The sequence below is a fragment of the Streptomyces sp. NPDC001732 genome (genome assembly GCF_053596315.1).
The window spans coordinates 152,858-178,906 of the sequence record NZ_JBSFFY010000013.1; the positions used below are offsets into that span (position 1 = coordinate 152,858).

23 protein-coding genes are annotated in these 26,049 nt (G+C 72.4%); 4 read left to right on the forward strand and 19 right to left on the reverse strand.

All coding sequences use genetic code 11. The annotated features are described in order from the left end of the window. Positions 1 to 147: 147 nt before the first annotated feature. The 3 genes from ACWCXX_RS16325 (at position 148) to ACWCXX_RS16335 (ending at position 3,066) form a co-directional block, all read left to right on the forward strand. A complete protein-coding gene (locus ACWCXX_RS16325; RefSeq protein WP_451127627.1) occupies positions 148 to 1,749 on the forward strand; it encodes an AMP-binding protein in 1,602 nt (533 codons plus the stop codon). Positions 1,750 to 1,816: 67 nt separating this feature from the next. After that, positions 1,817 to 2,638 carry a GNAT family N-acetyltransferase gene (locus ACWCXX_RS16330; RefSeq protein WP_451127629.1) on the forward strand — a complete coding sequence of 274 codons (822 nt, stop codon included), beginning with the start codon at positions 1,817 to 1,819 and terminating at the stop codon, positions 2,636 to 2,638. Further along, on the forward strand, positions 2,635 to 3,066 hold the full coding sequence (locus tag ACWCXX_RS16335) for a hypothetical protein (protein WP_451127631.1): 432 nt from the start codon (positions 2,635 to 2,637) through the stop codon (positions 3,064 to 3,066). Before ACWCXX_RS16330 ends, ACWCXX_RS16335 begins: the two co-directional genes overlap by 4 nt. Here ACWCXX_RS16335 and ACWCXX_RS16340 read toward each other — a convergent pair. After that, positions 3,053 to 5,365 carry a bifunctional salicylyl-CoA 5-hydroxylase/oxidoreductase gene (locus tag ACWCXX_RS16340; RefSeq protein ID WP_451127633.1) on the reverse strand — a complete coding sequence of 771 codons (2,313 nt, stop codon included), beginning with the start codon at positions 5,363 to 5,365 and terminating at the stop codon, positions 3,053 to 3,055. The genes ACWCXX_RS16335 and ACWCXX_RS16340 overlap by 14 nt on opposite strands. 4 nt (positions 5,366 to 5,369) lie before the next feature. Then, the gene (locus ACWCXX_RS16345; protein WP_451127635.1) at positions 5,370 to 6,197 is read right to left on the reverse strand and encodes an enoyl-CoA hydratase family protein; all 828 of its coding nucleotides are present in this window, start codon (positions 6,195 to 6,197) and stop codon (positions 5,370 to 5,372) included. Positions 6,198 to 6,423: 226 nt separating this feature from the next. Between ACWCXX_RS16345 and ACWCXX_RS16350 the strand changes: the two genes are divergently transcribed. Next, complete coding sequence (locus tag ACWCXX_RS16350; RefSeq protein ID WP_451127637.1) at positions 6,424 to 6,855, forward strand: ATP-binding protein; 432 nt, start codon at positions 6,424 to 6,426, stop codon at positions 6,853 to 6,855. Between the two features lie 46 nt (positions 6,856 to 6,901). Here the strand turns inward: ACWCXX_RS16350 and ACWCXX_RS16355 are convergent, their stop codons facing one another. The 17 genes from ACWCXX_RS16355 to ACWCXX_RS16435 form a co-directional block, all read right to left on the reverse strand. After that, positions 6,902 to 8,344: an amino acid permease gene (locus ACWCXX_RS16355; protein WP_451127639.1), complete on the reverse strand. Its 1,443-nt coding sequence runs from the start codon at positions 8,342 to 8,344 to the stop codon at positions 6,902 to 6,904. A gap of 237 nt (positions 8,345 to 8,581) precedes the next feature. Next, entirely contained in the window at positions 8,582 to 9,589 is a 1,008-nt protein-coding gene (argF, locus tag ACWCXX_RS16360; RefSeq protein ID WP_451127641.1) for an ornithine carbamoyltransferase, read from the reverse strand. A 128-nt stretch (positions 9,590 to 9,717) separates the two neighbouring features. Further along, on the reverse strand, positions 9,718 to 10,950 hold the full coding sequence (locus ACWCXX_RS16365) for an arginine deiminase (RefSeq protein ID WP_451127643.1): 1,233 nt from the start codon (positions 10,948 to 10,950) through the stop codon (positions 9,718 to 9,720). Between the two features lie 103 nt (positions 10,951 to 11,053). Continuing rightward, the gene (locus ACWCXX_RS16370; RefSeq protein WP_451127645.1) at positions 11,054 to 13,627 is read right to left on the reverse strand and encodes a polynucleotide kinase-phosphatase; all 2,574 of its coding nucleotides are present in this window, start codon (positions 13,625 to 13,627) and stop codon (positions 11,054 to 11,056) included. Further along, the gene (locus tag ACWCXX_RS16375) at positions 13,624 to 15,132 is read right to left on the reverse strand and encodes a 3' terminal RNA ribose 2'-O-methyltransferase Hen1 (protein WP_451127647.1); all 1,509 of its coding nucleotides are present in this window, start codon (positions 15,130 to 15,132) and stop codon (positions 13,624 to 13,626) included. The genes ACWCXX_RS16370 and ACWCXX_RS16375 overlap by 4 nt, the downstream gene beginning before the upstream one ends. Positions 15,133 to 15,176: 44 nt before the next feature. Continuing rightward, positions 15,177 to 16,244 carry a homocysteine S-methyltransferase gene (gene mmuM, locus ACWCXX_RS16380; protein WP_451127649.1) on the reverse strand — a complete coding sequence of 356 codons (1,068 nt, stop codon included), beginning with the start codon at positions 16,242 to 16,244 and terminating at the stop codon, positions 15,177 to 15,179. A 144-nt stretch (positions 16,245 to 16,388) separates the two neighbouring features. Further along, complete coding sequence (locus tag ACWCXX_RS16385; protein WP_451127651.1) at positions 16,389 to 17,312, reverse strand: LLM class F420-dependent oxidoreductase; 924 nt, start codon at positions 17,310 to 17,312, stop codon at positions 16,389 to 16,391. Positions 17,313 to 17,457: 145 nt separating this feature from the next. Continuing rightward, positions 17,458 to 18,003, reverse strand: coding sequence for a DUF6099 family protein (locus ACWCXX_RS16390; protein WP_451127653.1), 546 nt, complete (start codon positions 18,001 to 18,003; stop codon positions 17,458 to 17,460). Between the two features lie 123 nt (positions 18,004 to 18,126). Beyond that, a complete protein-coding gene (locus ACWCXX_RS16395; RefSeq protein WP_451127655.1) occupies positions 18,127 to 18,495 on the reverse strand; it encodes a nucleotide pyrophosphohydrolase in 369 nt (122 codons plus the stop codon). Then, entirely contained in the window at positions 18,492 to 19,754 is a 1,263-nt protein-coding gene (locus tag ACWCXX_RS16400) for an ATP-binding protein (protein WP_451127657.1), read from the reverse strand. The genes ACWCXX_RS16395 and ACWCXX_RS16400 overlap by 4 nt, the downstream gene beginning before the upstream one ends. A 269-nt stretch (positions 19,755 to 20,023) precedes the next feature. After that, a complete protein-coding gene (locus tag ACWCXX_RS16405; RefSeq protein ID WP_451127659.1) occupies positions 20,024 to 20,425 on the reverse strand; it encodes a cell division protein SepF in 402 nt (133 codons plus the stop codon). Between the two features lie 104 nt (positions 20,426 to 20,529). Continuing rightward, positions 20,530 to 21,804 (reverse strand): cytochrome P450, encoded by a 1,275-nt coding sequence (locus tag ACWCXX_RS16410; protein WP_451127661.1) that lies wholly within the window; start codon positions 21,802 to 21,804, stop codon positions 20,530 to 20,532. Continuing rightward, a complete protein-coding gene (locus ACWCXX_RS16415) occupies positions 21,801 to 22,415 on the reverse strand; it encodes a GTP-binding protein (protein WP_451127663.1) in 615 nt (204 codons plus the stop codon). The genes ACWCXX_RS16410 and ACWCXX_RS16415 overlap by 4 nt, the downstream gene beginning before the upstream one ends. Beyond that, a complete protein-coding gene (locus ACWCXX_RS16420; RefSeq protein ID WP_451127665.1) occupies positions 22,393 to 22,746 on the reverse strand; it encodes a DUF742 domain-containing protein in 354 nt (117 codons plus the stop codon). The genes ACWCXX_RS16415 and ACWCXX_RS16420 overlap by 23 nt, the downstream gene beginning before the upstream one ends. Next, positions 22,743 to 23,168, reverse strand: a complete 426-nt coding sequence (locus ACWCXX_RS16425; protein ID WP_385594606.1) for a roadblock/LC7 domain-containing protein — start codon at positions 23,166 to 23,168, stop codon at positions 22,743 to 22,745. Before ACWCXX_RS16425 ends, ACWCXX_RS16420 begins: the two co-directional genes overlap by 4 nt. After that, on the reverse strand, positions 23,165 to 24,568 hold the full coding sequence (locus ACWCXX_RS16430) for an ATP-binding protein (RefSeq protein WP_451127667.1): 1,404 nt from the start codon (positions 24,566 to 24,568) through the stop codon (positions 23,165 to 23,167). Before ACWCXX_RS16430 ends, ACWCXX_RS16425 begins: the two co-directional genes overlap by 4 nt. Positions 24,569 to 24,630: 62 nt before the next feature. After that, on the reverse strand, positions 24,631 to 25,632 hold the full coding sequence (locus ACWCXX_RS16435) for an MBL fold metallo-hydrolase (protein WP_451127669.1): 1,002 nt from the start codon (positions 25,630 to 25,632) through the stop codon (positions 24,631 to 24,633). Between the last annotated feature and the right edge of the window lie 417 nt (positions 25,633 to 26,049).

Genomic DNA, 26,049 nt, shown 5'->3' on the forward strand with positions numbered 1-26,049 from the left:
GCCCTCCCGTGTCCACCCATGTCCGCCCGCGCCCGTCCGTGCCCGTTCTCCGGGCCGGTCGTTCCCCCGCCGACTCGCTCTATCGCGGACCGTTGACTACCGTCACACAGACGATACGCTCCAAAGGCGACAAGGGGGCGATCCGTCATGGACCCGAAGACCTCAGCGCACCTCGACACCTTCGCCAGGGAGCATCTGCCTCCCCCGGACCAGTGGCCGCACCTGCTCTTCGACCTTCCCGAACTGCGCTATCCGGATCGCCTCAACTGCGCGACGGAGCTGCTGGACCGCACGATCGCCCGCCTCGGCCCCGACCGGCCCGCCTTCCGCACCGCCGACGGCGCGGTCTGGAGCTACGGGGAGCTGCGGGAGCGGGTGGACCGGATCGCCCAGGTCCTCACCACCCGCCTGGGCGTCGTCCCCGGCAACCGCGTCCTGCTGCGCGGCCCCACCACGCCCCGGCTGGCCGCCTGTTGGCTGGCGGTGCTGAAGGCGGGCGCGATCGCCGTCACCGTGCTGGACCGGCAGCGGCCCGCGGAGCTCTCCACCATCTGCTCGATCGCCCGGGTGAGCCATGCGCTGTGCGACGCCGGGGCGGTCGACGACCTGGTGCGGGCCGAGGTGCCGGGGCTGCGGATCACGGTGTACGGGGGCGGGGAGGCGGACGACCTGCTGCGACTGGCCGAGGGCGTGACGGGGCCGTACCGCGCGGTGGACACGGCCGCGGACGACGTCGCGCTGATCGCGTTCACCTCGGGCACCACCGGACGCCCCAAGGGCTGCATGCACTTCCACCGGGACGTACTGGCGATCGCGGACACCTTCTCGCACCATGTGCTGCGGCCCACGCCCGACGACGTGTTCGCGGGCAGCCCGCCGCTCGGTTTCACCTTCGGGCTCGGCGGTCTGGTGGTCTTCCCGCTGCGGGCCGGCGCCAGCGCCCTGCTGCTCGAACAGTCCGGCCCGGACCGGCTGCTGCCCGCGCTCGCCGCCCACCGGGTCTCGGTGCTGTTCACCGCGCCGACCGCCTACCGCCTGATGCTCGACCACCTCGACGAGCACGACCTGGGCGCGCTGCGGCGCTGTGTGTCGGCCGGGGAGAACCTGCCGGTGGCCACCTGGCGCGCCTGGTACGAACGGACGGGTCTGCGCATCATCAACGGCATCGGCGCCACCGAGCTGCTGCACATCTTCATCTCGGCCTCAGACGACGCGATCCGCCCCGGCACCACCGGCGTTCCCGTGCCCGGCTGGCAGGCCCGCGTCCTGGACCGCGACGGCAGGCCGGTGCCGGACGGCGAGCCGGGGCTCCTGGCGGTGCGCGGTCCGGTCGGCTGCCGCTATCTCGCCGACGGGCGTCAGCGGGAGTACGTGGCGCACGGCTGGAACTTCACCGGGGACACCTATGTGCGCGAGGCGGACGGCTACTTCCGGTACGTGGCCCGCGCCGACGACATGATCATCTCCTCCGGGTACAACATCGCGGGCCCCGAGGTCGAGGACGCCCTGCTGCGCCATCCCGCGGTGGCCGAGGCCGCGGTGGTGGGCCGGGCGGACGAGCTGCGCGGCCAGATCGTGGTGGCGTACGTGGTGCTGCGCGAGGGCGCGGACGTCCCGGCCGACGCGTTGCGCACGCATGTGAAGGACGAGCTGGCCCCGCACAAGTGCCCGCGCGTCGTCGAGTTCCTGCCCGCGCTCCCCCGTACCGCCACCGGGAAACTGCAGCGCTTCCGGCTGCGGGACGGCTGATCCGGAACCCGGGCAACCGGGCAGGAAAACAGGTGCCCCGTCCCCCGCGCACCCGGCAGGATGAGGCATGACCTGGACCTTCACCGATGACGTCGACGTCTTTCTCGACGCGGCCGGCGCCTCGCTGTCCGCCCGGCCCGCCGAGAACACCCTGATCCTGACCGTCACCGCGACGCTCCGGCACACCGGCCCGCACGCCTACGGCGACACCGCCCCGCTGCTGGGCTGGTGGCGCGGGGCGGACGGCGAGGTCGCGGGGACGCTGGTGCAGACCCCGCCGCACCCGCCGCTGCTGGGGTCCGTCGCCCCGGAGGCGGTCGGTCCGCTGGCCGCCGCGCTCCCCCTGACCCGGATCAACGCGGACCGGACCACCGCCGAGGCGCTCGCCGCCACCTGGCCCGGCCACCGGGTCGACCAGGAACAGCGGCTCCACCGGCTGGGGACGCTCGTCCCGCCCTCCCCCGCACCCCCGGGCCGGCCCAGGACCGCCGTCGCCGCCGACCGGGAGCTGCTGGTGCGCTGGCACCTCGCGTTCGCCGACGAGACCGGCCAGTCCGGTGCCCGGGTCGAGCGGCTGGTGGACGAGCGGACGGCGTCCGGCGGGCTGACGCTCTGGGAGGACGGCGGCGCCCCGGTGTCGATGGCCGGTGTCTCGTCGCAGATCGCGGGCACGGTGCGGGTCGCGGCGGTCTACACGCCTCCCGAGCACCGCGGCCGGGGGTACGCGGCCGCGGTGACGGCGGAGATCAGCCGGACGGCGCGGGAGGCGGGGGCGCAGGAGGTGCTGCTCTTCACCGACCTCGCGAACCCGACCAGCAACGGCGTGTACCGACGCATCGGTTACCGGGCGGTCTCGGACCGGCTGCTGATCAGTGCGGAGGAGCGGTGAGCGGCCCGCCGGAACCCGCCTGGCTGGTCGTGGCGAACGTGGTGCGGTGGCGGCGGTACGGGGACCTCGGGCAGGAGCTGCGCCCCGGCACGAAGGCGTACCGGGGCGGGGCGAAGGTGTACGTCGTCGACACCTACGCCGGGATGGGACACCAGCAGCTGACCACCGTCGGGCACGGGCGGCACACCGGTCACTGGATCACCATCGACACGGGGACCCGTCATCTCCACACCTTCCGGGCCCGGTTGGTGTACGCCCCGGCCGTGCTGAAGCGGTGCCCCGGTACGGTCACGGCCACCCGGGAGGAGGCCGAGGGGCTGGCCGCGCTGCTGGAGCGGATCGCCCGGGAGGAGCGGCACGCCCATTACGCGGGCCCGCACCCCGACCCGTGTCTCTGCCACGAGTGTCTGCCCGTCACCCCAGGGTGAGCCGCGGTTTCGGCGCGTCCGTGCGGCCCGTCGGCGGGGTGCGGCTGCCCGCGCGGTACGGGAGCGGCCAGGGCGCGCCGGGGCCGGCGTAGCCCTGCTCGGCCGCCGCGTGCAGGGTCCAGTGCGGGTCGTAGAGGTGGGGGCGGGCCAGGGCACAGAGGTCGGCCCGGCCCGCGAGGAGCAGCGAGTTGACGTCGTCCCAGGAGGAGATCGCGCCGACCGCGACGACGGGCACGCACAGGGTGTTGCGGATCCGGTCGGCGTACGGGGTCTGGTAGGAGCGGCCGTACTCGGGGCGTTCGTCGGGCACGACCTGTCCGGTGGAGACGTCGATGGCGTCGGCCCCGTGGGCGACGAAGGCGCGGGCGATCTCGACGGCGTCGTCGGCCGTCGTGCCGCCCTCGGCCCAGTCGGTCGCCGAGATGCGGACGGTCATGGGCCGGGCGTCCGGCCACCGGTCGCGGACCGTGTCGAAGACTTCGAGGGGGAACCGGAGCCGGTTGGCCAGGGGGCCGCCGTACTCGTCGGTGCGGTGGTTGGTGAGCGGCGAGAGGAACCCGGACAGCAGGTAGCCGTGGGCGCAGTGGAGTTCGAGCAGGTCGAAGCCGCAGCGGTCGGCGCGGCGGGCGGCCGCCGCGAACTGCTCGCGCACGGCGTCGAGTCCGGCCCGGTCCAGGGCGTGCGGGACCTGGCTGATCCCGTCGGCGTACGGGATCGGGGAGGCGGCGGTGAGCGGCCAGTTGCCGTGGTCGAGCGGCTGGTCGATGCCCTCCCACATCCGGCGGGTGGAGCCCTTGCGGCCCGAGTGGCCGAGCTGCACGCCGATGGCGGTGCCGGGGGCGTTCGCACGGACGAAGTCCGTGACGCGGCTCCAGGCGGCGGCCTGCTCGTCGGTGTAGAGGCCGGCGCAGCCGGGCGTGATGCGGCCCTCGGCGCTGACGCACACCATCTCCGTCATGACGAGTCCGGCGCCGCCGAGCGCGCGGGCGCCCAGGTGGACGAGGTGGAAGTCGCCGGGGACGCCGTCGACGGCCGAGTACATGTCCATGGGTGACACGACGACGCGGTTGCGGAGTTCGAGGCCGCGCAGCCGCAGCGGAGTGAACATCGGCGGGGTGTCCGGGAGGCAGCCGAACTCCTCCTCGACGGCGGCGGTGAAGGAGGGGTCGCGCAGTCGCAGGTTGTCGTGGGTGACGCGGCGGCTGCGGGTGAGGAGGTTGAAGGCGAACTGGCGGGGCGGCTGGTCGACGTAGGTGCCGAGTTCCTCGAACCAGCGCAGGCTGGCCGCGGCGGCCCGCTGGGTGGATTCGACGACCGGCCGGCGCTCGGCCTCGTAGGCGGACAGCGCGCCGGGCAGGTCGGGCTGTTCCTCGATGCAGGCGGCGAGGGCGAGGGCGTCCTCGACGGCGAGTTTGGTGCCGGAGCCGATGGAGAAGTGCGCGGTGTGGGCGGCGTCGCCGATGAGGACGGTGTTGCCGTGCGACCAGCGGGCGTTGACGACGGTGCGGAAGGCGAGCCAGGAGGACTTGTTGGAGCGCAGCGGCCGGCCGCCGAGCGCCTCGGTGAAGATCTTGGCGCAGCGCAGCGTCGAGTGCTCGACGGCGCAGGTGTCGAACCCGGCGGCCCGCCAGACCTCCTCGCGCATCTCGACGATGACGGTGGAGGCATCGGCCGAGAAGGGGTAGCCGTGGAGTTGCATCACCCCGTACGCGGTCTCGGCGGTCTCGAAGCGGAAGGCGCCGAGGGCGAAGTCGGCGGCGAGCCAGATGTAGCGGCATCGGTGGGTGGTGAGGCGGGGGCCGAAGACGTCGGCGTGGGCGGCGCGGGTGGGGCTGTGCACTCCGTCGGCGGCGATCACCAGGTCGTGCGTGGCGGCCAGCTCGGCGGCCGGCGGGGCCCCGGTGCGGAAGTGGAGGCGTACGCCGAGGGACGCGCAGCGTTCGCGCAGGATCTCCAGGAGTCTGCGCCTGCCCAGGGCCGCGAAGCCGTGGCCGCCGGACGTCTGGGTGACGCCCCGGTGGACGATGTCGATGTCGTCCCACCGTACGAATTCGTCCGTGAGCGCCCGGTACACGACGGGGTCGGCGTGCTCGATGCCGCCGAGGGTCTCGTCGGAGAGGACGACGCCGAAGCCGAAGGTGTCCTCCGGGGCGTTGCGTTCCCAGACGGTGATGTCGCGGGCCGGGTCGAGCCGCTTGAGCAGGGCCGCGGCGTAGAGGCCGCCGGGGCCGCCGCCGATGATCGCGATCCGCCGCACGCCGGTCCGGGCCGTTCGGGGTGCGGCCGTCTCGGCAGCCATCGCGCTACCTGCCCCGCCACTTCGGGGGCCGCTTCTCGGTGAAGGCGGCGTGGAATTCCGCGTAGTCCTCGCCGTGCATCAGCAGGGCCTGGGTGGCGGCGTCCATCTCGACGGCGGCGGCGAGCGGCATGTCGAGTTCGGCGGTGAGCAGCGCCTTGGTCTGGGCGAGGGCGAGGGCCGGTCCGTCGGCGAGGCGGCGGGCGAGCGCCGCCGCCCGTTCGTCCGCCCGGCCCTCCTCGGCCAGCTCGCTGATCAGGCCGATCCGTTCCGCCTCGGGGGCGCGGACCGGTTCGCCGAGCATCAGCAGCCGGGTGGCGTGGCCGAGGCCGACGACGCGCGGCAGCAGGTAGGCGGCACCCATGTCGCCGCCGGAGAGGCCGACCCGGGTGAACAGGAAGGCGAACCGGGCGGACGGATCGGCGACCCGGAAATCGGCGGCCAGCGCGAGAACGGCGCCGGCGCCCGCGGCCACGCCGTGTACGGCCGCGACGACGGGGAAGGGGGTTTCACGTAGGGCCCGCACGACCTGTCCGGTCATCCGGTTGAAGTCGAGCAGTTGGGCGGTGTCCATGGCGAGCGTCGCGCCGATGATGTCGTCGACGTCCCCGCCGGAGCAGAACCCGCGGCCCTCGCCCGCGAGCACCAGGGCACGCACGGAGCGTTCGCGGGACAGCTCGGCGAGCAGGTCGCGCAGGTCGGCGTAGGCACCGAAGGTGAGCGCGTTGAGTTTCTCGGGCCGGGCGAGAGTGACGGTGGCGACCCCGTCGTCCACGGTCAGCCGCAGATGGCGCCACTCGTCCGCGTGGGGGGCGGAGCTGGGAAACGGGCTCATGGAGGGGGCTCCCCTTCAGCCGTCGGCTGCTACCTGCGACCGAACTTATCACTCATGCGTGACTTCCGTCACGAGAACGCAATACAGGGAGGACGGAAAAGAAGTGCCCAACGTCCCTTGCACACCGGTCGGTAGTCCCTTGCCCGCTTTTTTACGGTTCATAAGGTTGAAAGCGAGAAGTCTTGATTCCCGGCGAGCCCCCTCACCCCGGAACGGAAGCCATGCCGTGTCGTCCGATGCCCCCTTTCCCGCCTCGTGGCGGATCGACCTGCCGCACTCGACGGCGGCCGTGCCCATCGCCCGCGCCCTGATCCGCACCGCGCTCGCGGACATCGACGCGTCGGCCTACGCCGAGACCGCCGAGCTGCTCACCGCGGAACTGGTCGCCAACGCGGTCGAGCACACCCGGAGCGACGACCCCATCGAGCTGGTGGTGGAGCTCCTGCCGAGCGGCTGCCAGGTGGAGGTGCACGACCGTGCCCCCGCCCCGCCCGGCGGTCTCGCCTTCCCGCAGCCCGGCGAGGGGCCGGACCCCTGGCAGGAGCGCGGCCGGGGGCTGCTGCTGATCCGCACGCTCAGCTCGTCCTGCGGCCACCGCGAGACGGAGCACGGCAAGGTGGTGTGGTTCACCCTGCCCGCCCTCGTCCCCGAGAACTGACCCGGCCCCGCCCCGGCAACGCGTTCCGGGAGCCGGCCGGAGGCCCTCAGCGGCCCTTGTCCGCGACGGCCAGGCGGGAGCGGCTGCGACCGTAGAAGGCGTACACCGCCGCGCCGACGACCAGGAACGCCGCGAACTGCAGCCAGGTCGCCCGGCCCGTCCCGTACATCAGGTAGAGGCAGAAGCAGACGCCCAGGACCGGGCTCAGCGGATAGAGCGGCACCCGGAACGAACCCCGTACCTCCGGGTTGCGACGGCGCAGCACGATCACCGCGAGGTTCACCACGACCATGGTGGCCAGCGTGCCGATGGTGGTCAGGTTCACCACCACGTCGAGCGAGGAGAAGGCCGCCGGGACCGCGAAGACCACCGCCACGATCCAGGTGTTGGCGACCGGGGTCGCGGTGCGCGGCGAGACCCGCTCGAAGACCCGCGGGATCAGGCCGTCCCGGGACATCGACATCAGGATGCGGGTCTGTCCGTACATCACCGCGAGCACGACCGACGCGATCGCGACGACCGCCCCGAAGGCGATGACTCCGCCGCCCACCGTCGAGCCGGTGACCTGGTCGACGACGATCGAGAGCGCCGCGGGTCTGTCGGCGACGGCGTCCGGGCCCAGGGCCCCGATGGCGGCGAGCCCCACCGCGCAGTAGAGCAGGGTGACCAGGCCGATGCAGATCATGATCGCGAGCGGGATGTTCCGCCGCGGGTTCCTGACCTCCTCGCCGGCGGTGGTGATGGCGTCGAAGCCGATGTACGAGAAGAACGCCAGCGAGGCCCCGGCGGTGACCCCGGCCGGACCGTGGGCGAAGAAGGGGGTGAGGTTGCCGCGCTCGAAGGCCGTGAAGGCGATGGCGCAGAACAGGAGCAGGACGGTGATCTTGAGGACCGCCATGGCGGCGGTGGCCCCGGCGCTCTCCCGGACGCCGCGCACCAGCAGGGTCGCGGCCATCATGACCACCAGGACGGCGGGCAGGTTGATCACGCCCCCGTCGCCGGGCCCCGCCGAGAGCGCGGCGGGCAGGTGCACGCCGATGAGACTGTCCAGCAGTTCGTTGACGTACTGGCTCCAGCCGACGGCGACCGCGGAGAGCGAGACGCCGTACTCCAGCAGCAGGCACCAGCCGACGAGGAAAGCGACGCGCTCGCCGAGGGTCGCGTAGGCGAAGGAGTAGGAGCTGCCGGAGACCGGGATGGCACTGCCCAGCTCGGCGAAGGAGAAGGCGGTGAAGACGCAGGTGATCGCGGCGAGCACGAAGGACAGCACGACCGCCGGGCCCGCCTCGGCGACGCTGTCGGAGAGGCCCACGAAGATGCCGGTGCCGACGACGGCGCCGACCCCGAAGCACACGAGCTGGAAGAGGCCCATGGTGCGCTTGAGGCCGTGCCCCTCCAGGTCGGCGCCGGACTCGGCGATCAGCTGGTGGGGGCTCTTGATGCGTGCCCCGGACGGGCGCGCGGGGCTCGGTGGGCGCAGCGGACTCACGGGGATGATCTCTTCTCTGGTGGAACATGTGGGGGGACGCGGGCCGGAAGCGATGGGGGGCTCCGGTGCCGGTACCGGCTTCGGCACCGGTCCCGGAGCCGGGACCCGCGCCGGTGCCGGTACCGGTGGCGCGCACGGAAATGGGGTTCGAGCGTGCGAGCCCGAACCCCACCAAGGGGCAACATATTAGCCACCTGTCCGCATGTTCACCCAATCGGGCGCATGACCATGCAGCGGTCAGCCCCGGTCGGCCAGAGTCGCCACCAGGACGGCCTTGATGGTGTGCATCCGGTTCTCGGCCTCGTCGAAGACGACCGAGTGCACGGACTCGAAGACCTCGTCGGTGACCTCCAGCTCCGCCGGCCCGTACTCGGCCTCGATCTGCCGCCCCACCTCGGTGCCGAGGTCGTGGAAGGCCGGGAGGCAGTGCATGAACTTCACGTCGGCGTTGCCGGTGGCGCGCAGCACGTCCATGGTCACGGCGTACGGGGCGAGGGCCGCGATGCGCTCGGCCCAGACCTCCTTGGGCTCCCCCATCGAGACCCAGACGTCCGTGAGGACGAAATCGGCGCCCCGGACGCCCGTGGCGATGTCCTCGGTGAGCGTGATGGTCGCACCGCTCTCCGCGGCCAGGCGGCGGGCCTCGGCGACGACCGTCCCGGTGGGCCAGTACGCCTCGGGGGCGACGATCCGGACGTCCATGCCCAGCAGGGCGCCGGTGATCAGGTACGAGTTGCCCATGTTGAAGCGGGCGTCCCCGAGGTAGGCGAAGGCGATCCGTTCCAGCGGCTTGTCGCTGTGCTCGGTCATGGTGAGGACGTCGGCGAGCATCTGGGTCGGGTGCCAGTCGTCGGTGAGCCCGTTGAAGACGGGTACGCCGCTGTGGGCCGCCAGCTCCTCGACGGCGGCCTGGCTGTCGCCGCGGTACTCGATGCCGTCGAACATCCGGCCGAGGACCCGTGCGGTGTCCTTCACCGACTCCTTGTGCCCCATCTGCGAGCCGGAGGGGTCCAGGTAGGTCGTGGACGCGCCCTGGTCGGCGGCGGCCACCTCGAAGGCGCAACGGGTGCGGGTCGAGGTCTTCTCGAAGATCAGCGCGATGTTCCTGCCGCGCAGCCGCTGCACCTCGGTCCCCGACTTCTTGGCGGCCTTGAGTTCGGCCGCGAGGTCGACCAGGCCGCGGAACTCCTCGGCCGTGAAGTCCAGCTCCTTGAGGAAGTGGCGGCCTGCGAGGTCTATGGCCATGGGGCGGCTCCTGGGTCGGGCGGGGTTCGCACATACACTGACGATGGAAGTCTATACGACACTCCGCATCACTATACAGATGGGGTCGTGCTTCCCCTCGCCCGCACCGGGACCCGCCCGGACACCGTCTACACGGGGTCGCGCACCACCGGACAGCTCATGCAGCGCGGGCCGCCCCGTCCCCGGCCGAGTTCGCTGCCCCGGATCTCGATGACCTCGATGCCCTCCTTGCGCAGATACGTGTTGGTGGTGGCGTTGCGCTCGTACGCGACGACCACGCCCGGTTCGACGGCCAGGACGTTGCAGCCGTCGTCCCACTGCTCGCGCTCGGCGGCGTGCACGTCCTGGGTGGCCGTGAGCACCCGGATCGAGTCCAGCCCCAGGGCGTGCGCGATCGCGCGGTGCATGTGCTCGGGCGGATGGTCGGTGACCTTCAGGTCCCGGGGCCCGTCCCCCGGCTCGATGGTGTACGAGCGGAGCATGCCCAGGCCCGCGTACTTGGTGAAGGTGTCGCCGTCGACCATCGTCATCACCGTGTCGAGGTGCATGACCGCCCGGCGCTTGGGCATGTCGAGCGCCACGATCGTGCGCGCCGAACCGGCGTCGAACAGTCCGCGGGCCAGCATCTCCACCGCCTGCGGGGTGGTGCGTTCGCTCATCCCGATGAGCACGGCGCCGTGGCCGATGACCAGCACGTCGCCGCCCTCGATGGTGGAGGGGTAGTCGTCCTGCCCTTCCGACCAGTGGTGGAAGACACCGGCCTCGGGCCCGGTGAACAGGGGATGGTGGCGGTAGATCGCCTCGAAGTGGACGGTCTCGCGCTGCCGTGCCGGCCAGCGCATCGCGTTGATCGACACCCCGTCGTATATCCAGGCCGAGGTGTCCCGGGTGAAGAGGTGGTTCGGCAACGGGTCCAGCAGGAAGTCGTCCTGGTCCATGACGTGGAAGCGGACGGACGTCGGCTCGTGGTGCCGTTCCAGGAACTCCCGTTTGGTCATCCCGCCGACGAGCGCTTCGGCCAGTCCGGCACTGGGCAACTCCTCGAAGGCGGTGCGCAGATGCTCGGTGGCGAGCGGGCCGTACTCCTTCTCGTCGAAGACCCGGTCCAGGACAAGCCGTCTGGCCACCGGGATGTCCAGCGACTCACGGAGCAGATCGCCGAAGAGGTGCACCTCCACCCCCCGGTCGCGCAGCACGTCCGCGAAGCCGTCGTGTTCCTCCCTGGCACGGCGCACCCAGAGCACGTCGTCGAACAGGAGCTCGTCCTTGTTGCTCGGGGTGAGCCGCTTCAGTTCCAGATCGGGGCGGTGCAGGATGACGCGGCGCAGCCGCCCGGTCTCGGAGTCGACATGGAATCCCATGTCCCCATCCTCACCGTGCGGGGCACCGTTCACCCGGCGAATCGCCAGCGGGTTTCCGTCGGTTCCACCGGGGCACCCGCCGACGACCCGCGTCGGGGCTTCCTCAGAGCCGCGGGTCGACCGGCTCCGACTCCAGGGCCAACACCGCGAACACCGCTTCGTGGACCCGCCACAGCGGCTCCCCGTCGGCCAGCCGGTCCAGTGCTTCGAGCCCCAGCGCGTACTCCCGGAGCGCCAGCGACCGCTTGTGCCCGAGGAACCGGCCGCGCAGCCGTTCCAGATTCTCCGGGCGGGTGTATTCGGGCCCGTAGATGATCCGCAGGTACTCCCGGCCGCGCACCTTGATGCCCGGCTGGACCAGTCTGCCCCTGCCGTCCCGGACGAGTGCGGCGAGCGGCTTGACGACCATGCCCTCGCCGCCGCGACCGGTCATCTCCAGCCACCAGTCGGTACCGGCGCGCACCGAGGCCTCGTCCCCGGTGTCGACGACGAGCCGGCGGGTGGCCCGGAGCAGCCCGGTCGGGTCGTGCTCGACCAGCCGGTCGAGCCAGGCCAGTTGCTCGTCGTGCGGCACGGAGGCCAGCGACCGCCCCTGGACGGCGAGGATCTGGAACGGTGCGAACCGCACCCCGTCCAGGCCCTGGGTGCTCCAGCAGTAGCGGCGGTACGCCTCGGTGAACGCGGCGGCGTCCTCGGCGCGCCCCTGCTGGCGCCCGGCGAGCGCGGCCACGTCCACCCCGCGCGCCGCCGCTGCCGCGAGGGCCGCGTTGGCCTCCGGGAGGACGGCGCCGGACGAGGCTCCGACCGCGGCGTACTGCGAGCGCAGCAGCCCGCCGGCCTTGAGGGACCACGGCATCAGCTCGGCGTCGAGCAGCACCCAGTCGGTGCCCCACTCCTCCCAGAGCCCGGCGGCGGTGACGGCCGTGCGCAGCCGACCGAGGATCACCTCGGTGAGTGCGGCGTCGTCGAGGAACGGCCGCCCGGTGCGGGTGTACAGCGCCCCGGTCGGACCGTCCGCGGAGCCGGAGGCGTCCGGGGCGTCCCCGACGCCGAACCGCTCACGGGCGGTGGCCGCGTCCCGGCAGACGAGCGCCACCGCACGCGACCCCATGTGCTTCTCCTCGCACACGACCCGGTCGACCCCGTCCGCGCGGTACTGGGCGAAGGCTTCGGCCGGGTGCTCCAGGTAGCCCTCCTCCTGCGAGGTGGCGGTGGGCGCCATGGTCGGCGGGAGGTAGCCGAGCAGCCGGGGGTCGACGGCGAACCGGCTCATGACTTCGAGCGCGGCGGCGGCGTTCTCCTCGCGGACCGCGATGCGGCCCATGTGCCGGGTCTCGACGATCCGGCGGCCCTGCACGTCGTCGAGGTCCAGCGGCCGTCCCTCCCTGCCACCGGGCGCCTCCGTGACCAGCGGCTTGACCGGCTCGTACCAGACCTTCTCGGCCGGTACGTCCACCAGTTCGCGCTCCGGCCAGCGCAGCGCGGTCATCTTCCCGCCGAAGACCGCACCGGTGTCCAGGCAGATGGTGTTGTTCACCCAGGAGGTGTTGGGCACCGGGGTGTGGCCGTAGACCACGGTGGCCCGGCCCCGGTACTCCTCCGCCCACGGGTATCGCACGGGCAGGCCGAACTCGTCGGTCTCGCCGGTGGTGTCCCCGTAGAGCGCGTGCGAGCGGACCCGCCCGGAGGTGCGTCCGTGGTACTTCTCCGGCAGCCCGGCGTGGCAGACGACGAGCTTGCCCCCGTCGAGCACGTAGTGGCTGACGAGCCCGTCGATGAACTCCCGCACCTGCCCGCGGAAGGCCGGGTCCTTCTCGTCCTCCCGGTCCAGTTGCTCGATGGTCTCGGCGAGGCCGTGGGTGTGCTGGACCTTGCGGCCCTTGAGGTAACGGCCGAGCTTGTTCTCGTGGTTGCCCGGTACGCACAGGGCGTTGCCCGCCGAGACCATGGCCATGACGCGGCGCAGCACTCCGGGGCTGTCGGGGCCGCGGTCCACGAGGTCGCCGACGAAGACCGCCGTCCGCCCGTCGGGGTGCGCGCCGTCGACGTATCCGAGCTTGCCGAGCAGGGTCTCCAGCTCGGAACTGCAGCCGTGGATGTCACCGATGATGTCGAAGGGGCCCGTGAGGTGGCGCAGGTCGTTGTAGCGGCGCTCCAGCACCACTTCGGCGTTCTCCGCCTCCTCCTCGGTGCGCAGGACGTGCACCTTGCGGAAGCCCTCGCGCTCCAGGCCGCGCAGCGAACGGCGCAGTTCGCGGCGGTGGCGCTGGACGACGTGGCGCGGCATGTCGGCACGGTCGGGGCGGGCGGCGTTGCGCGCGACGCAGACCTCCTCGGGCAGGTCGAGGACGATCGCGATGGGCAGCACGTCGTGGCTCCGGGCCAGTTGGACCAGCTGCTTGCGGCTCTCGGACTGCACGCTGGTCGCGTCCACGACGGTCAGCCGTCCGGCGGCGAGCCGCTTGCCCACGATGTAGTGCAGGACGTCGAAGGCGTCACCGCTGGCGCTCTGGTCGTTCTCGTCGTCGGCGACCAGTCCGCGGCAGAAGTCCGAGGAGACGATCTCCGTGGGCTTGAAGTGCCTGCGGGCGAAGGTGGACTTGCCGGACCCACTGGCCCCGATGAGGACCACGAGGGAGAGGTCGGTCACCGGCAGGGTGCGCGAGGTACTGGTCATGCGGCTTCCGCCTCCTTCTCGTTCTCGTTCTCGTTCTCGTGCTTGTTCTCGTTCTCGTGCTTGTTCTCGGCCATCGTGAACACGGCCATCTGGGTGGGCGGTCCCACCTCGGGGTCGTCGGGCCCCACGGGGACGAAGCCGACCCCGTACCCGTGTCGCCCCGCCACCTTCCGGGCCCAGTCGCGGAATTCGGCCCTGGTCCATTCGAACCGGTGGTCGCCGTGGCGCACATGCCCGGCGGGCAGCGTCTCCCAGCGGACGTTGTACTCGACGTTCGGCGTCGTCACCAGCACGGTGCGGGGACGGGCCGATCCGAACACGGCGTACTCCAGCGCGGGCAGTCTCGGCAGGTCGAGGTGTTCGACGACCTCGCTGAGCACGGCGGCGTCGTACCCCTTGAGCCGCTTGTCGGTGTAGGTGAGCGAGCCCTGCCGAAGCGTGACCCGGCCGGCCTGCCGCTCCCCCATCCGCTCCAGCTTCAGCCGGCGCGCGGCGACGGCGAGGGCGCGCATGGAGACGTCGACACCGACGATCTCCGTGAAGCCCACGTCCTTCAGGAGCGCCTGCACCAACTGGCCCTGACCGCAGCCCAGGTCGAGCACCCGGCTCGCGCCCGCGGCGCGCAGCGCCCCGAGGATCGCGGCGCGCCGCTGCTCGGCGAGCGGCACCGGCTTCTCCTCGGTGTCGGTCGTCTCGTCCACGGCGTTGTCGATGCTCTCGACGTCGAGGTCGTCCGACTCCGCGAGCCGCACCAGTTCGAGCTGCTGCATCGCCTGCCGGGTCAGGCCCCAGCGCCGGGACAGGTAACGGCTGGTGATCAGCTTCTGCTCGGGGTGATCGGCGAGCCACCCCTCGCCCGCCCGGAGCAGCTTGTCCACCTCGTCCGGCGCGACCCAGTAGTGCTTGGCGTCGTCGAGCACCGGGAGCAGGACGTACAGCTGCCGCAACGCGTCCGCCAGCCGCAGTTCGCCCTCCAGCACCAGCCGTACGTACCGGGAGTCCCCCCACTCCGGGAACCGCTCGTCCAGAGGTACGGCCACCGCGTCCACGCTCGTCCAGCCGAGCGGCCCGAAGAGCTTGCGCACCAGTTCCGCGCCGCCCCGGGCCGGCAGTGCGGGTACTTCGATCCGCAGCGGCATCGGCGCCGCCGCGCGCTCCGGCAGTGCCCGGCACACCCCTCGCAGCGCGGACTTGAAGACCGTGCTCATCGCGACGGAGAGCAGCGAGGAGGCCGCGTACGGGCGGTCGTTGACGTACTGTGCGAGCGCCGCGTCGGGGGCTCCGCCCCGGCCCTTGCCCTTGCCGCGGCGCACCAGCGCCACGGCATCCACCTCCAGCAGCAGCGCCGCGGTGCAGCGCTCGGCGGATGCCTCGGGGTAGAAGACATGCGCGGTGCCGTGGGAGGTGGAGAACGTCTGCGCCTTCTCGGGATGCTTGTGCAGCAGGAAGCCGAGGTCGGTCGCGGGACGTTCCGGGATGCCGGTCGTACTGATTGTCAGGAACACACGTCCGAGTATGGTCCGGTCCACTTGTCCCCCACCAGGTAATTTCACGTGTCCGGGCGTGCTGTCGTACCTCCTTCCGCCTCGCCCGCCGCCGGCCTGTCCAGCATTCCGGCCAGCTCCGCGACGACGTCCGGGCCGACCCGGCAGCAGCCGCCGATCAGCCGGGCGCCGGCGTTCCGCCACGCTCTCGTCCGCTCCGGATCGAAGGTGGGGGCACCGGTCCAGGCCCGTCCGGCGGCGTCCCACCGCTCACCGCTGTTCGGATAGACGACGACCGGCTTGTCCGCCACCTCGGCGGCCACCCGCACCGCCCGGTCCGCGTCCCGCGCGTCGCAGCAGTTCACCCCCACGGCCATCACCCGGTCCTGCCCCGCGGCCAGGGAGAAGGCAGCCTCCAGCGACTGCCCGGCCCTGGTCCGGTCGCCCGCCACGCTGTACGAGAGCCAGACGGGCAGCCCGCACCCCTCCACCGCCCGCAGCAACGCCTCGGCCTCGTCGATGTCCGGCACCGTCTCCAGCGCCAGCACATCGGGCCCGGCCGCGGTCAGCGCCTCGATCCGGGGCCGGTGGAACCGTTCCAGCTCCCGGACGGAGAGCCCGTAGCGGCCGCGGTACTCGCTGCCGTCCGCCAGCATCGCCCCGTACGGGCCGACCGAGGCGGCGACCCAGACGTCCCGCTCCACCGCACCGGCGGCCCGCCGCGCCAGCCGCACACTGCGAGCGAACAGTTCCTCCGCCTCCGCCCGTCCGATGCCGCGCCGCTCGAACCCCTCGAAGGTCGCCTGGTACCCGGAGGTGATGAGCACCTGCGCGCCCGCCCGCACATAGGCCGCGTGCGCCGCCTCGATCTGTTCGGGCCCGTCGGCCAGCAGCCGCGCCGACCACAGGGCGTCGGACAGATCGCAGCCCTGCGCCTCCAACTGGTTGGAGAGTCCTCCGTCCAGCAGGACCGGCCCCTCCGCGAGGGCGCGGCCGAGCGGGCGGCCGGGCGGCGCGCCGGCCCCGCGGACGGACTCGGGGCGGGGCCCGGGGGCTTCGGGGACGGCCGGGCCGTCGGTCGAGTCGGTGGTCGAGTCGGTGGTCGAGTCGGTGGTCGAATCGGCGGGTCGCACGGGTGACTCCCTCGGTCCTTCACACATCGGAACAGGAAACGGGGCCGGGGCCGGGCCGGTCGGGTCGGTCCGGCCGGAGGTCGCCCCGGCCGGCCTCCGGGCCGCCACGCCTCCGGGCCGGTCGGCCCCGAACCGTCCCCGGGCTCAGGAGAGCTGGGACTGCACCTGGGAGGCGATCAGCTCCAGGTGGTCCAGATCGTCCAGGTCCAGCACCTGGAGGTAGATCCGGGACGAGCCGATCGCGCCGTACCGGCCGATCTTGTCGACCACCTCGGCGGGCGAGCCCGCGAGCCCGTTCGCCTTCAGCTCCGCCACCTCACGACCGATGGCAAAGGCACGGCGCGCCACCTCCGCGTCGTCCTTCCCGACACAGACCACCAGGGCGTTGGAGTACACCAGGTCGTCCGGTCCGCGGCCGATCGCCCTGGCCGCCTCCCGGACCCGGCCGAACTGCTTCTCGCTGTCCTCCAGGGACGCGAAGGGGATGTTGAACTCGTCCGCGTACCGGGCGGCGAGCCGCGGCGTGCGCGTCGCGCCGTGGCCGCCGATCAGGACCGGCACCTTGGCCTGTGCCGGCTTGGGCAGCGCGGGTGAATCGGTGAGCTGGTAGTAGGTGCCGTCGAAGCTGTACGTCTTGCCGACCTCGGTCGCCCACAGCCCGGTGACGATCTCCAGCTGCTCCTCCAGCCTGCCGAACTTCTCCTTGGGGAACGGGATGCCGTACGCCTTGTGCTCCTCCTCGAACCAGCCCGCTCCGAGGCCGAGCTCGACGCGTCCGCCGGACATCTGGTCGACCTGCGCGACCTGGATGGCGAGCACGCCGGGCAGCCGGAAGGTGCCCGCGGTCATCAGGGTGCCGAGCCGGATCCGCCTGGTCTCGCGCGCCAGCCCGGCCAGGGTGATCCACGCATCGGTCGGGCCGGGCAGCCCGTCCCCCGGTCCCATGCGGAGATAGTGGTCGGAGCGGTAGAAGGCGTCGAAGCCGAGGTCCTCGGCCGCCTTGGCGACGGTGAGCAGGGTGTCGTAGCTCGCCCCTTGCTGGGGCTCGGTGAAGATTCGAAGATCCATGCGTCCATCCTGCACCTTTGGACACCGTACCTCCCTCTCCGCCGCCCTCCCCCACGTCGTCGCCGCCGAAGTCCGGCAGGGTCGCCGCCCCGCGCCGTCGCCGCCGGAATCCGGTGGGCTCCCCGCGCCTCCGGCGGCCCGCGCGTCACGGCCGGCCGCGACCGGCCGTCGTCGGTCCCGCCGGGCCGCGGGCCGCGCCGTACGGGCCGTCCCGCTCCCTGCCGCGTTCCAGATCCTGCTGTCGCTCCCGGTCCTGCTCGTCGAGGCGGCGGAGCATCCCGTGCACCCGGTCCATGGACTCGTCGGCCGCGTCGATCGCCTCCATGCACTGCCAGTAGAGGCTCTGCTCGTCGGTCTCGCAGGCCACTCCCACCAGGGCCATCCCCACCTCGCCCAGCAGCGCGCCCAGCCCCGTCAGCGTCGCCCTCGGCTCGGCCAGCTCCGAGAGCCGCGCGGCCCGCGCCACCCCCGCCCGTGCCGCCGGGTGGTCCAGCGCTCCGCCGCTCCGCCCGCCGATCTCGCTGAGTCCGCGGGCCTCGGCCCGTAACGCCTTGGGGCCGTCGGCCGCCAGGCGGCTGCCGATCGCCTGGGCCAGCGCCTGGGCCTGCCACGCCTCCGCGATGATGTCCGGCGTCCCCCTGCTCTGAGCCAGCGCACGACGGCTGACCCCGACAAGCCGTTCCGCTTCCATGCGTTCCCCCGTCCGTACGAAAAGCCGTTCACCCCATCCATTACCCACAGTGAGGTCACCAGTACCGAAAAGCCAGAGGAATTCGGAAATCTGTGGACACAAAATCGATTGTGGATAAGTTGATCACTCCGAAGAGTGACGATCAGGTGATTCGGAGGTGTCCGGGAGCCCCGGCGCCGGGAATCGGGTCTCGTTCCGGTCGATCTTCTCGGCCAGCGCCGCCAGCGGATCGATGCCCAACACCTCGCAGAACTGCAGCAGATACGCGAGAACGTCCGCGACCTCGTCCGCCACCCGGTGCGCCGTCCCGGGGCTCTCCATCACCCGTGCCGACTCCTCCGGCGTCAACCACTGGAAGATCTCGACCAGTTCGGACGCCTCGACGCTCAACGCCGCTGCCAGGTTCTTCGGGGTGTGGTACTGCCCCCAGTCCCGTGCGGCCGCGAACGCGGCGAGCCGTTGCTGCAGGGCCCGTACATCAAGTTCTGTCACGGCTCCAGGTCTACCACCGACACTCCGGGGACCTGCCGGGCCCGTGCCGCACCCGACTCCGTGACCGTCCCCATCAGGCGGAGGTGCCCGCTCCCGCCGATCGACACCGCCCGGGACAGGAGTTCGCGCAGTTGCCGTGCGTCCAGATCGCGGTCGAACCCGTCGGCCAGCACGGTGAGGGCCTGCAGGGCCGACGGCACCTCGCCCGTGGTGTCCACCGCCTGCACCCCGGGGCCCGTGAGCAGTACCAGGGCCAGCGCGAGATACCTCAGCTCGCCGTCGCCGAGCCGCCCGATCGGCGTGGCACGCCCCTCGCCGCGGGCGACCGTCGCGCTCAGCGAACCGTCCCCGAGCCGTTCGACGTCCAGCCCGGTCACCGGTCCCGCGCATCCGGCACGGACCGCGGCGGTCAGCCGGACCCGGCGTCGGGCGGACCGCGCGTGCACCCGTTCCAGCACCGCCGCGATGTTCTCGCAGTTCCGGCGCAGGCCGTCGGCGCCGGGCGGCGCGGGGACCCGCATCAGCCGCGGCTGCGGTTCGCACCGGAAGACCGACCGCAGGGCCACGACCATCTGTTCGGCCGCGGCCAGGACCTGCAACTGCCCCTCGGTCCGGCCCGCGACCCGCAGCGGCAGCAGGGCCGTCCCGAGCCGGTCGTCCGGCAGTGGCGCCCGGGTCACCGGGACCACGTCGGCGGTGTGCCAGGCCGCCTGGACCGTCGAGCGCCCCGGATCGCGCAGCGCGGTGGTGAGCAGGGTCTCGCCGCCGCCGGTGAGCCGTTCACCGACGATCCGGAGGGTGGGCTCCGCCTGGACGGCGACGTCGAGCCGCACCGGTCCCGCCGGACCGTCCGCCGTGCAGCCGATCCGGAACCCGCGCCGCCCCTGGGCGTCGGGCACGGCGCCTTCCGGTACGCAGGCGCCCGGGTCCGGGAACACCGCCTCCAGCGGCTCCCCGTCGGCCAGCCGCGCCAGCGCCCCGTACGCCCGCAGCACGTTCGTCTTGCCGCTGCCGCCGGGCCCGCCGAAGAGCGTGACCGGACGGATGGGGAAGGCCGCGCCCCGGTGCGAGGCGAAGGCGGACAACCGCAGTTCGGTGACGACCGGGCCGATTTGGCGGCCCTGCTCCGCGGCGCCGCCCCGCTCGGCGGAACGGGTCCGCCCGCCGGACGGGGCCTCACCGGTGGCCGCCGGTGCGGGACCGGGTTCGGGTAAATCGGCGTGCGACGGCGGAATGGCGTCCGGGCAAGGAGCAGTCATGGGCGGACCGTATGCGGGGCGCGGACCGCCGAACCGTTCCGCCTGAACGACCTTCCTACGATCGGGCTACCTGGTGAACCACCGTGCCCCAGCCGACCGGGCCGAGCCGCGTCGCCCACCGTCCGGCCACGAGCCGGGCCGCATGACGCATCGTCCGGCCACGGAAGACCGAGGCCCGGCACCCGGGACCGCCGCACGGCCGGCCCGGACCACGCTCCCCGCTCCGGGGGGCGTCGCTGCTCCGACGGCACCCCGCCCCCGACGGCCTGCTACGAACCCGGGATTCCCGCCGCTGCCGCGACCCCCTCGACCTCCATGCCGACCGGGGACAGCAGGAAGACGTTCCGGTCCACCCGGTGCATGCCGCTCTCCAGACCGAAGACGACCCCACTGGTGAAGTCCAGGATCCGCTTGGCCACGTCCGTCTCGGCGCTGGTCAGGTCGAGGAGCACCGGGATCTGCGCGACCAGGTACTCGGCCACCTCCCGGGCGTCCGCGAAGACCTGGACCCGCAGCACGACGAGTCGTCGCTGCTCGGCCGCCGCGCTCTCGTCGGGGACCGTGCGGTGGTCCACTCTGGACGGCCACTCGTTGCGGCTGCGCAGAGGCACGACCTGGGCAAGCCCCTCCCACTGCTCGTCCGTGACGTCGTACCTGTCGTACCTGCTCACCGGACCACCCCGTCTGTGCTTCGGTCCGCGTTGCGCCCGCTGCGCTCGCTGTTCATCGTGCAATTCTCTCGCCACTCACCCGTTCGGCGTACCACCGACACGGTTCACCGGCCGATCGACACCGCCGAAGGCTCCTCGGGCTCGTGCCCGGAAGGCCGGTGCCGGTCGGTTTCCGCGGTCATGTCGACGGGGGTGAACCGTACCGGAAGCCGGACCAGCGCACGGTGGAAGGGCCCCGGACGCCATTTCAGCGCACTGACCGGAACTGCCAGTTCCGCGTCGCACAGCTGGCTGGTGAGCTGTTCGATCGCGGTCATGGCGATGAGCAGCGCCGGCTGCTTCGCCGGGCAGCGGTGCGGGCCGGCGGACCAGGCCAGGTGGGCGCTGGCCCCGGAACGGGGCACGGGGTTCGAGAGGTCGGGCGCGGACTGGGAGTTGGCCGCGGCGTAGGAGACCAGGAGCAGTTGCCCCGCGCGCAGCCGTACGCCGTGGAACTCCGTGTCGTGCCGGGGGTAGTGGGCCGCCAGGTTGGCCAGGGGCGGGTCCTGCCAGAGGACTTCGTCGATCGCCTCGTACGCCGTCTTCGCACCGCCGTGCAGCGAGCCGGCGTAGCGGGTGTCGGTGAGCATGTGCAGCAGCGCGTTGCCGATCAGATTGGTCGTCGGGTCGTGGCCCGCGCTCATGATCAGGGTGATCTGACGCACGGTCTCGTCGTTGTCGAGACCGGCCGGATGACCGAGGAGGTACGAGGTGAGGTCGCGGCGCGGCCGGGCACGCCGGGCGGCGACCAGCGCGGTGACGACCTCGACGAGGTCGGCGTAGGCGGTGGCGGCGTCCTCGGCCGAGTTGAACATTCCGGCGACGGCTTCGACGACGCGCTCGCTGTCCGCCCGCGCTGTGCCGAACCAGGTGACGAAGACGTGCACCGGGAGCCGCCGGGCGTACTGGGCGATGAGGTCGCCGCTCCCGGTGGCGGCGAATTCGCCGATGAGCCGCTTCGCGACCCGGGCGACCTCGGCCCGCAGGACGTGCGGTTCGATCAGGGCGAGGCCGTCGTTGATGGCGGCCCGGTAGCGGGCGTGCACCTCGCCGTCGCTGAAGAGCGCGGTGGGCCGGTGGCCGAGCATGGGCAGGACCGGCGAGTCCTCGGGGACGGTGGCCTGCCAGGCGCGCGGGTCCTTGGTGAAGGTGTGGGTGTCGCGCAACAGGTCGACGGCGGCCTGGTAGTCGGTGACCAGCAGGGCGTCGATGCCGGGGGCGATCCGGACCGGGGCGAGGGGGCCGTGTTCGCGCAGGCGCCGGTAGTGGCTCTGCGGGTCGGCGGCGAAGTCCGGGCCGTACAGCGCGAGGGGCTGCGGCGGCTGTGCGTACGGTGTCATGACGGGTCCTCGGGCCGGGGCATCCGGGTCAGCGCGTGTTCGGCCAGCGCGATCAGCGCGTCGATGCTGCCGCGGCGTTCGCGGGCGTCGCACTGCACCAGCGGGGTCTCGGGGGCGAGGTCGAGGTGCCCCCGCAGGACCTCGTCGGGGTGGACGGGGGCGCCGGGGAAGCGGTTGACGGCGACCGCGTACGGCAGCCCCTGCTCCTCGACCATGTCCATGACCGCGAAGGAGTCGGCGAGCCTGCGGGTGTCGACCAGGACGAGGGCGCCGAGCGCGCCGCGCGCGATGTCCTCCCAGAGCGGGAGGAACCGCTGCTGGCCCGGGGTGCCGAACATGTAGAGCACCAGGTCGTCCAGGACGGTGAGCCGGCCGAAGTCGATCGCGACCGTGGTCGTGGTCTTGTTCGGCAGTCCCGCGGTGTCGTCGAGCCGGGTGCTGGACTGGGTCATCGCCTCTTCGGTGTGGAGCGTGGCGATCTCCGAGAGCGTACGGATCAGGGTGGTCTTGCCCACGCCGAAGGGCCCCGTGACGACGAGCTTCATCAGGGTTCGGGCGGCGGGCGACAGATAGCCGACGCCGGTGCGGTCAGTGGAGGGAGCGGAGTCCAACGAGCAGCCTCTCGACGAGCGACCGGTCGATCTCCCCGGCGCTGGGGACGGGCGGTCGGGTGTGCAGATGTCCGGCGGCGGCGAGGTCCGTGGCCAGGAAGACGGTGGCGCTGACCGGCAGGTCCAGGTGGGCCGCGCATTCGACGACGGTGAGCGCGCCCGGTTCGAGCAGCTCGCACAGCCTGCGCTGTTCCGAGCCGAGGTCCGGGGGCAGATCGGTGTCGGCGCGCAGGAGCACGTCGAGCCGGTCCAGCGCGGGACCGGCGGGCCGGGTCCGGCCGCCGGTGACCAGATAGGCGGGTATCAGGCGGCGCCCTGGGCCGGCGGTCATGGCCGGGCGGTGGTGTCCGGCTTGCGGGCGGGCGCGTTCATCGCCCGGGTGAGGGCGGTGACCTGCACCTGCATCTGGTAGGCGATGTCGCCGAGTTTGGCCCCGGGTTCCGCGAACAGGGCGAGCGTGGTGTTGTTCCCGGCCGGTACGACGATGGCGAAGCCCAGGTCGGACTCGACGACCGTCTGGGCCAGGCGTGGCGCCTCGGCGTCGGTGAAGGCCGTGGTGAACGCGCGCGCCGCGGCGTGCAGCGTGGCGGTCATGGCGGCGACCCGTTCGCCGGAGGCGCGGTCCAGGCCGGGCGACGCGCCCTCGACGAGGCCGTCACCGGTGGCGACCACCGCGTGCTGGACACCGGGCAGTTCCAGCAGCGGGGCCAGCACCCATGCGAGGTCACCGGTGGTGGGGGTGGGAGCGCTCACGGCTTGTCGTCTCCTTGGTCGTTCTGGCGGTCGTGGTCGTCCTGGTGGTCGTGGTCCGGAGCCGGTGCGGACGACCGGTCCGCACTGCTCCTGCCGTTGAGGGTGCCCTGCTGGAGCGCCGCCCAGGAAGCCCCGGCCTGCTCGGGCGTACGAGGCGCCTGGTCGCGGTCCTGGTCGGCGGCGGGCGCGGGCCGGGCCGGGGCCGGGCGCGGGGTGCGCCGGCGGCGGCTGGGCAGCCCGGGGACGGGCCCGGCGGCGGGTTGCGACACGGGTACGGGCTCCTGCTCGGCCGGGACGGGAACGGCGGGGGTGGCAGCGGGAACGGCGGCGGGGGCGGCGGGCGCCTGCGTGCGCACCGGTTCGGGGGCGAGGATGGAGAGGGTGTGGTCGTCCTCCAGCACGGTCAGCAGATGGGCGGGGACGCGCAGCATCGTGCGCATCCCGCCGAACGGCGACGCCTCGATGTGGCAGTCGAAGCCGTACTGCGACACCAGTCGGCCGACGACGGCGAAGCCGGTCTGCGGCGGGTCGCCCAGCTCGGTCAGGAGGACCTCGTCCGGGCCCGCCAGCAGGGCGCGTGCCCGGTCGAGCGTGTCGTCGTCCATGCCGATGCCCGCGTCGTCGACCACCAGGAAGGCGCCGCGGCCACCGCTCTGCTGGAGGGTGACCTGGACGTCGGTGTCGGGGTGCGAGTAGGCGGTGGCGTTGGCCAGGAGTTCCGCCAGCGCGATGGCGAGGGGTTCGGCGGCGCGGGCGACCAGGGCGAGCCGTTCGTCGCGCAGATGGTTGGCGACCTTCACGCGTTCGTAGCCCGCGACCCGTGACTGGGCTCCGAGCACGATCTCGACGAGCGGTGAGTTCTGGCGGGCGAGGCCCGGCCAGGCGTCGCAGAGCACGGCGGTGGTCTGGGTGCGCCGCAGGGCCAGTTCGTTGCGGAAGTCCAATTGCAGGATGCGCGGGTCGTCGTACTCGTGCTGGAGCTCGTGCAGCAGTTGCTGGGACTGGTTGAGCAGGGACTGGATCTTGGCGGAGGTGCCGCGCATCGCCGCGCGGGCGGCGGCGTCGACGCGTCCGCGCTCCTCCAGGACGGCCGCGCGGGCAGCCTGCACCGACTCGGCGAGCAGCCGGGCCGCCTCGCCGTCGATCTCGGCCGCCTCCCGCAGGCCGGGAACCTGGGCGGTGGGGTGGGAGAGGGCGAGCGCGACGGCGGGTATCCGCTTCCGGGCCAGCTGGCGGATCTCCTCGATGAGGGCCGCGGTACGGGCCTCGGCCGCCTTCGCCTGGCGTTCGGCCACCTCGACCCGGCCCAGGGCCGTGTACTCGGCGCGGGCCGCGTTCTGCGCCCGGACCACCGCCGCCACGGCAGCGGCGACGGCGATCACCGCCACTATCCATCCCATGCCGTCACCGCATTCCTGTCGTCGGATCGGTCGTCCGGCCGGAGCGACGGCCGAAGCTTCGCCTACTGCTCTGCCGGGCCCGCCTGCTGCCGGGCCTGCTCCACCTCGCGGGCCACCACGGCGACATCGGTCATCACTTCGAGCACACCGGGCAGTGCGGAGCCGTCCAGGTTCCGGTACTCGCTGCCGACGGTCACCACCAGCCGCTCGGGGAGGCCGAGTTCCGGGTGGCGGCCCTCGCCGATGATCCGGCGGGCCGCCTCGACGGCAGGGACGCCGGCGGCGTGGAAGGCGTGGGCGCGCTCGCGCACGTACTCCAGGTACACGATGTGGTCGCGCACCCCGGCCCGGTCGAGGAGGGGGCCGTGTCCCGGGACGATGGTCTCGGCGCCGGTGGCCAGTACCTGTTCGCAGGCCGCGATCACGTTGCCGAGCGGACCGGCCCAGTGCACCGGGTGGTCGCCGGACCGCGCCGGGGTGGACGAGAAGATGATGTCGCCGCTGAACACGGTGCTCTGCACCGGCAGATGGACCATCAGGTCACCGGCGGTGTGCGCGGGCGGCAGCGAGGAGACCCGGACGGGGTAGTCGCCCAGGGTCAGTTCGAGCTCTCCCGTGAAGTACGTGGTCGGCACGACCGGTTCGGTCTCCGACCAGTCGAAGACGCCGAAGTGGCGCGCGAGGTAGTCCCCGAGCGGTGTGGTCCGGTCGCCCGCGGTGACGAGGGCGTGCTGCTGCTTCGGCGTGGGGTCGTAGTGGATGTGCTCCCGGGCCTCGCGGGTCACGATGATCTCCGCGTCCGGGAGCACCCCCGCGCCCCAGAAGTGGTCGCCGTTCGCATGGGTGACGATCACCCGGTCGATGTGGACGCCCTCGGGCAGCCGCTTCGTGGACTCGTCCAGGAACCGGCCGGCCAGCACGGGGTCGTACGGGGTGTCGATCCAGAGCGCGCCGCGGGGCGAGACGAGGAGGCCGCAGTTCGCCAGCCCCCAGCCCCGTTTCGGCGGGAGCCATGCGTACAGGCCCTGCCCCAGGTCAACGACGTCCCCACCCGTGATCGACATGGACGCGATTATGCCGACCCCGATCCGGCCACGCGTTCGAACTCGGCCATCAACTCATCCCAATGGCGTGAAATCGCCCCTCATTTCGCCCATCGGCGTAGTCGTGGTGACCCTGAGGAATCGGCGCCCCGCGTCCCCGAGTGACACATTCCAGTCAATTCATGGCGATTGACCCACCGATGTCACGCCCCGGGATGGACCCCTTCTGCGGGGTCGTCAAACCGGAACAAGCCGATTACCCACCGAGCATGGCTGAAAACAGCCGCCCAAAGATCTTGTGGCAACGGCGGAAGGCGCCGCTCCGGAGGTCTTCGCCCGTACCGGCCCCGTGCCGACCCGTGCCGACCCGGGTCGGCACGCCGTAAATCGTTTCTGTGGCTCGATTATGAGTCACCAAGAAAATCGGTTAATGTAGTG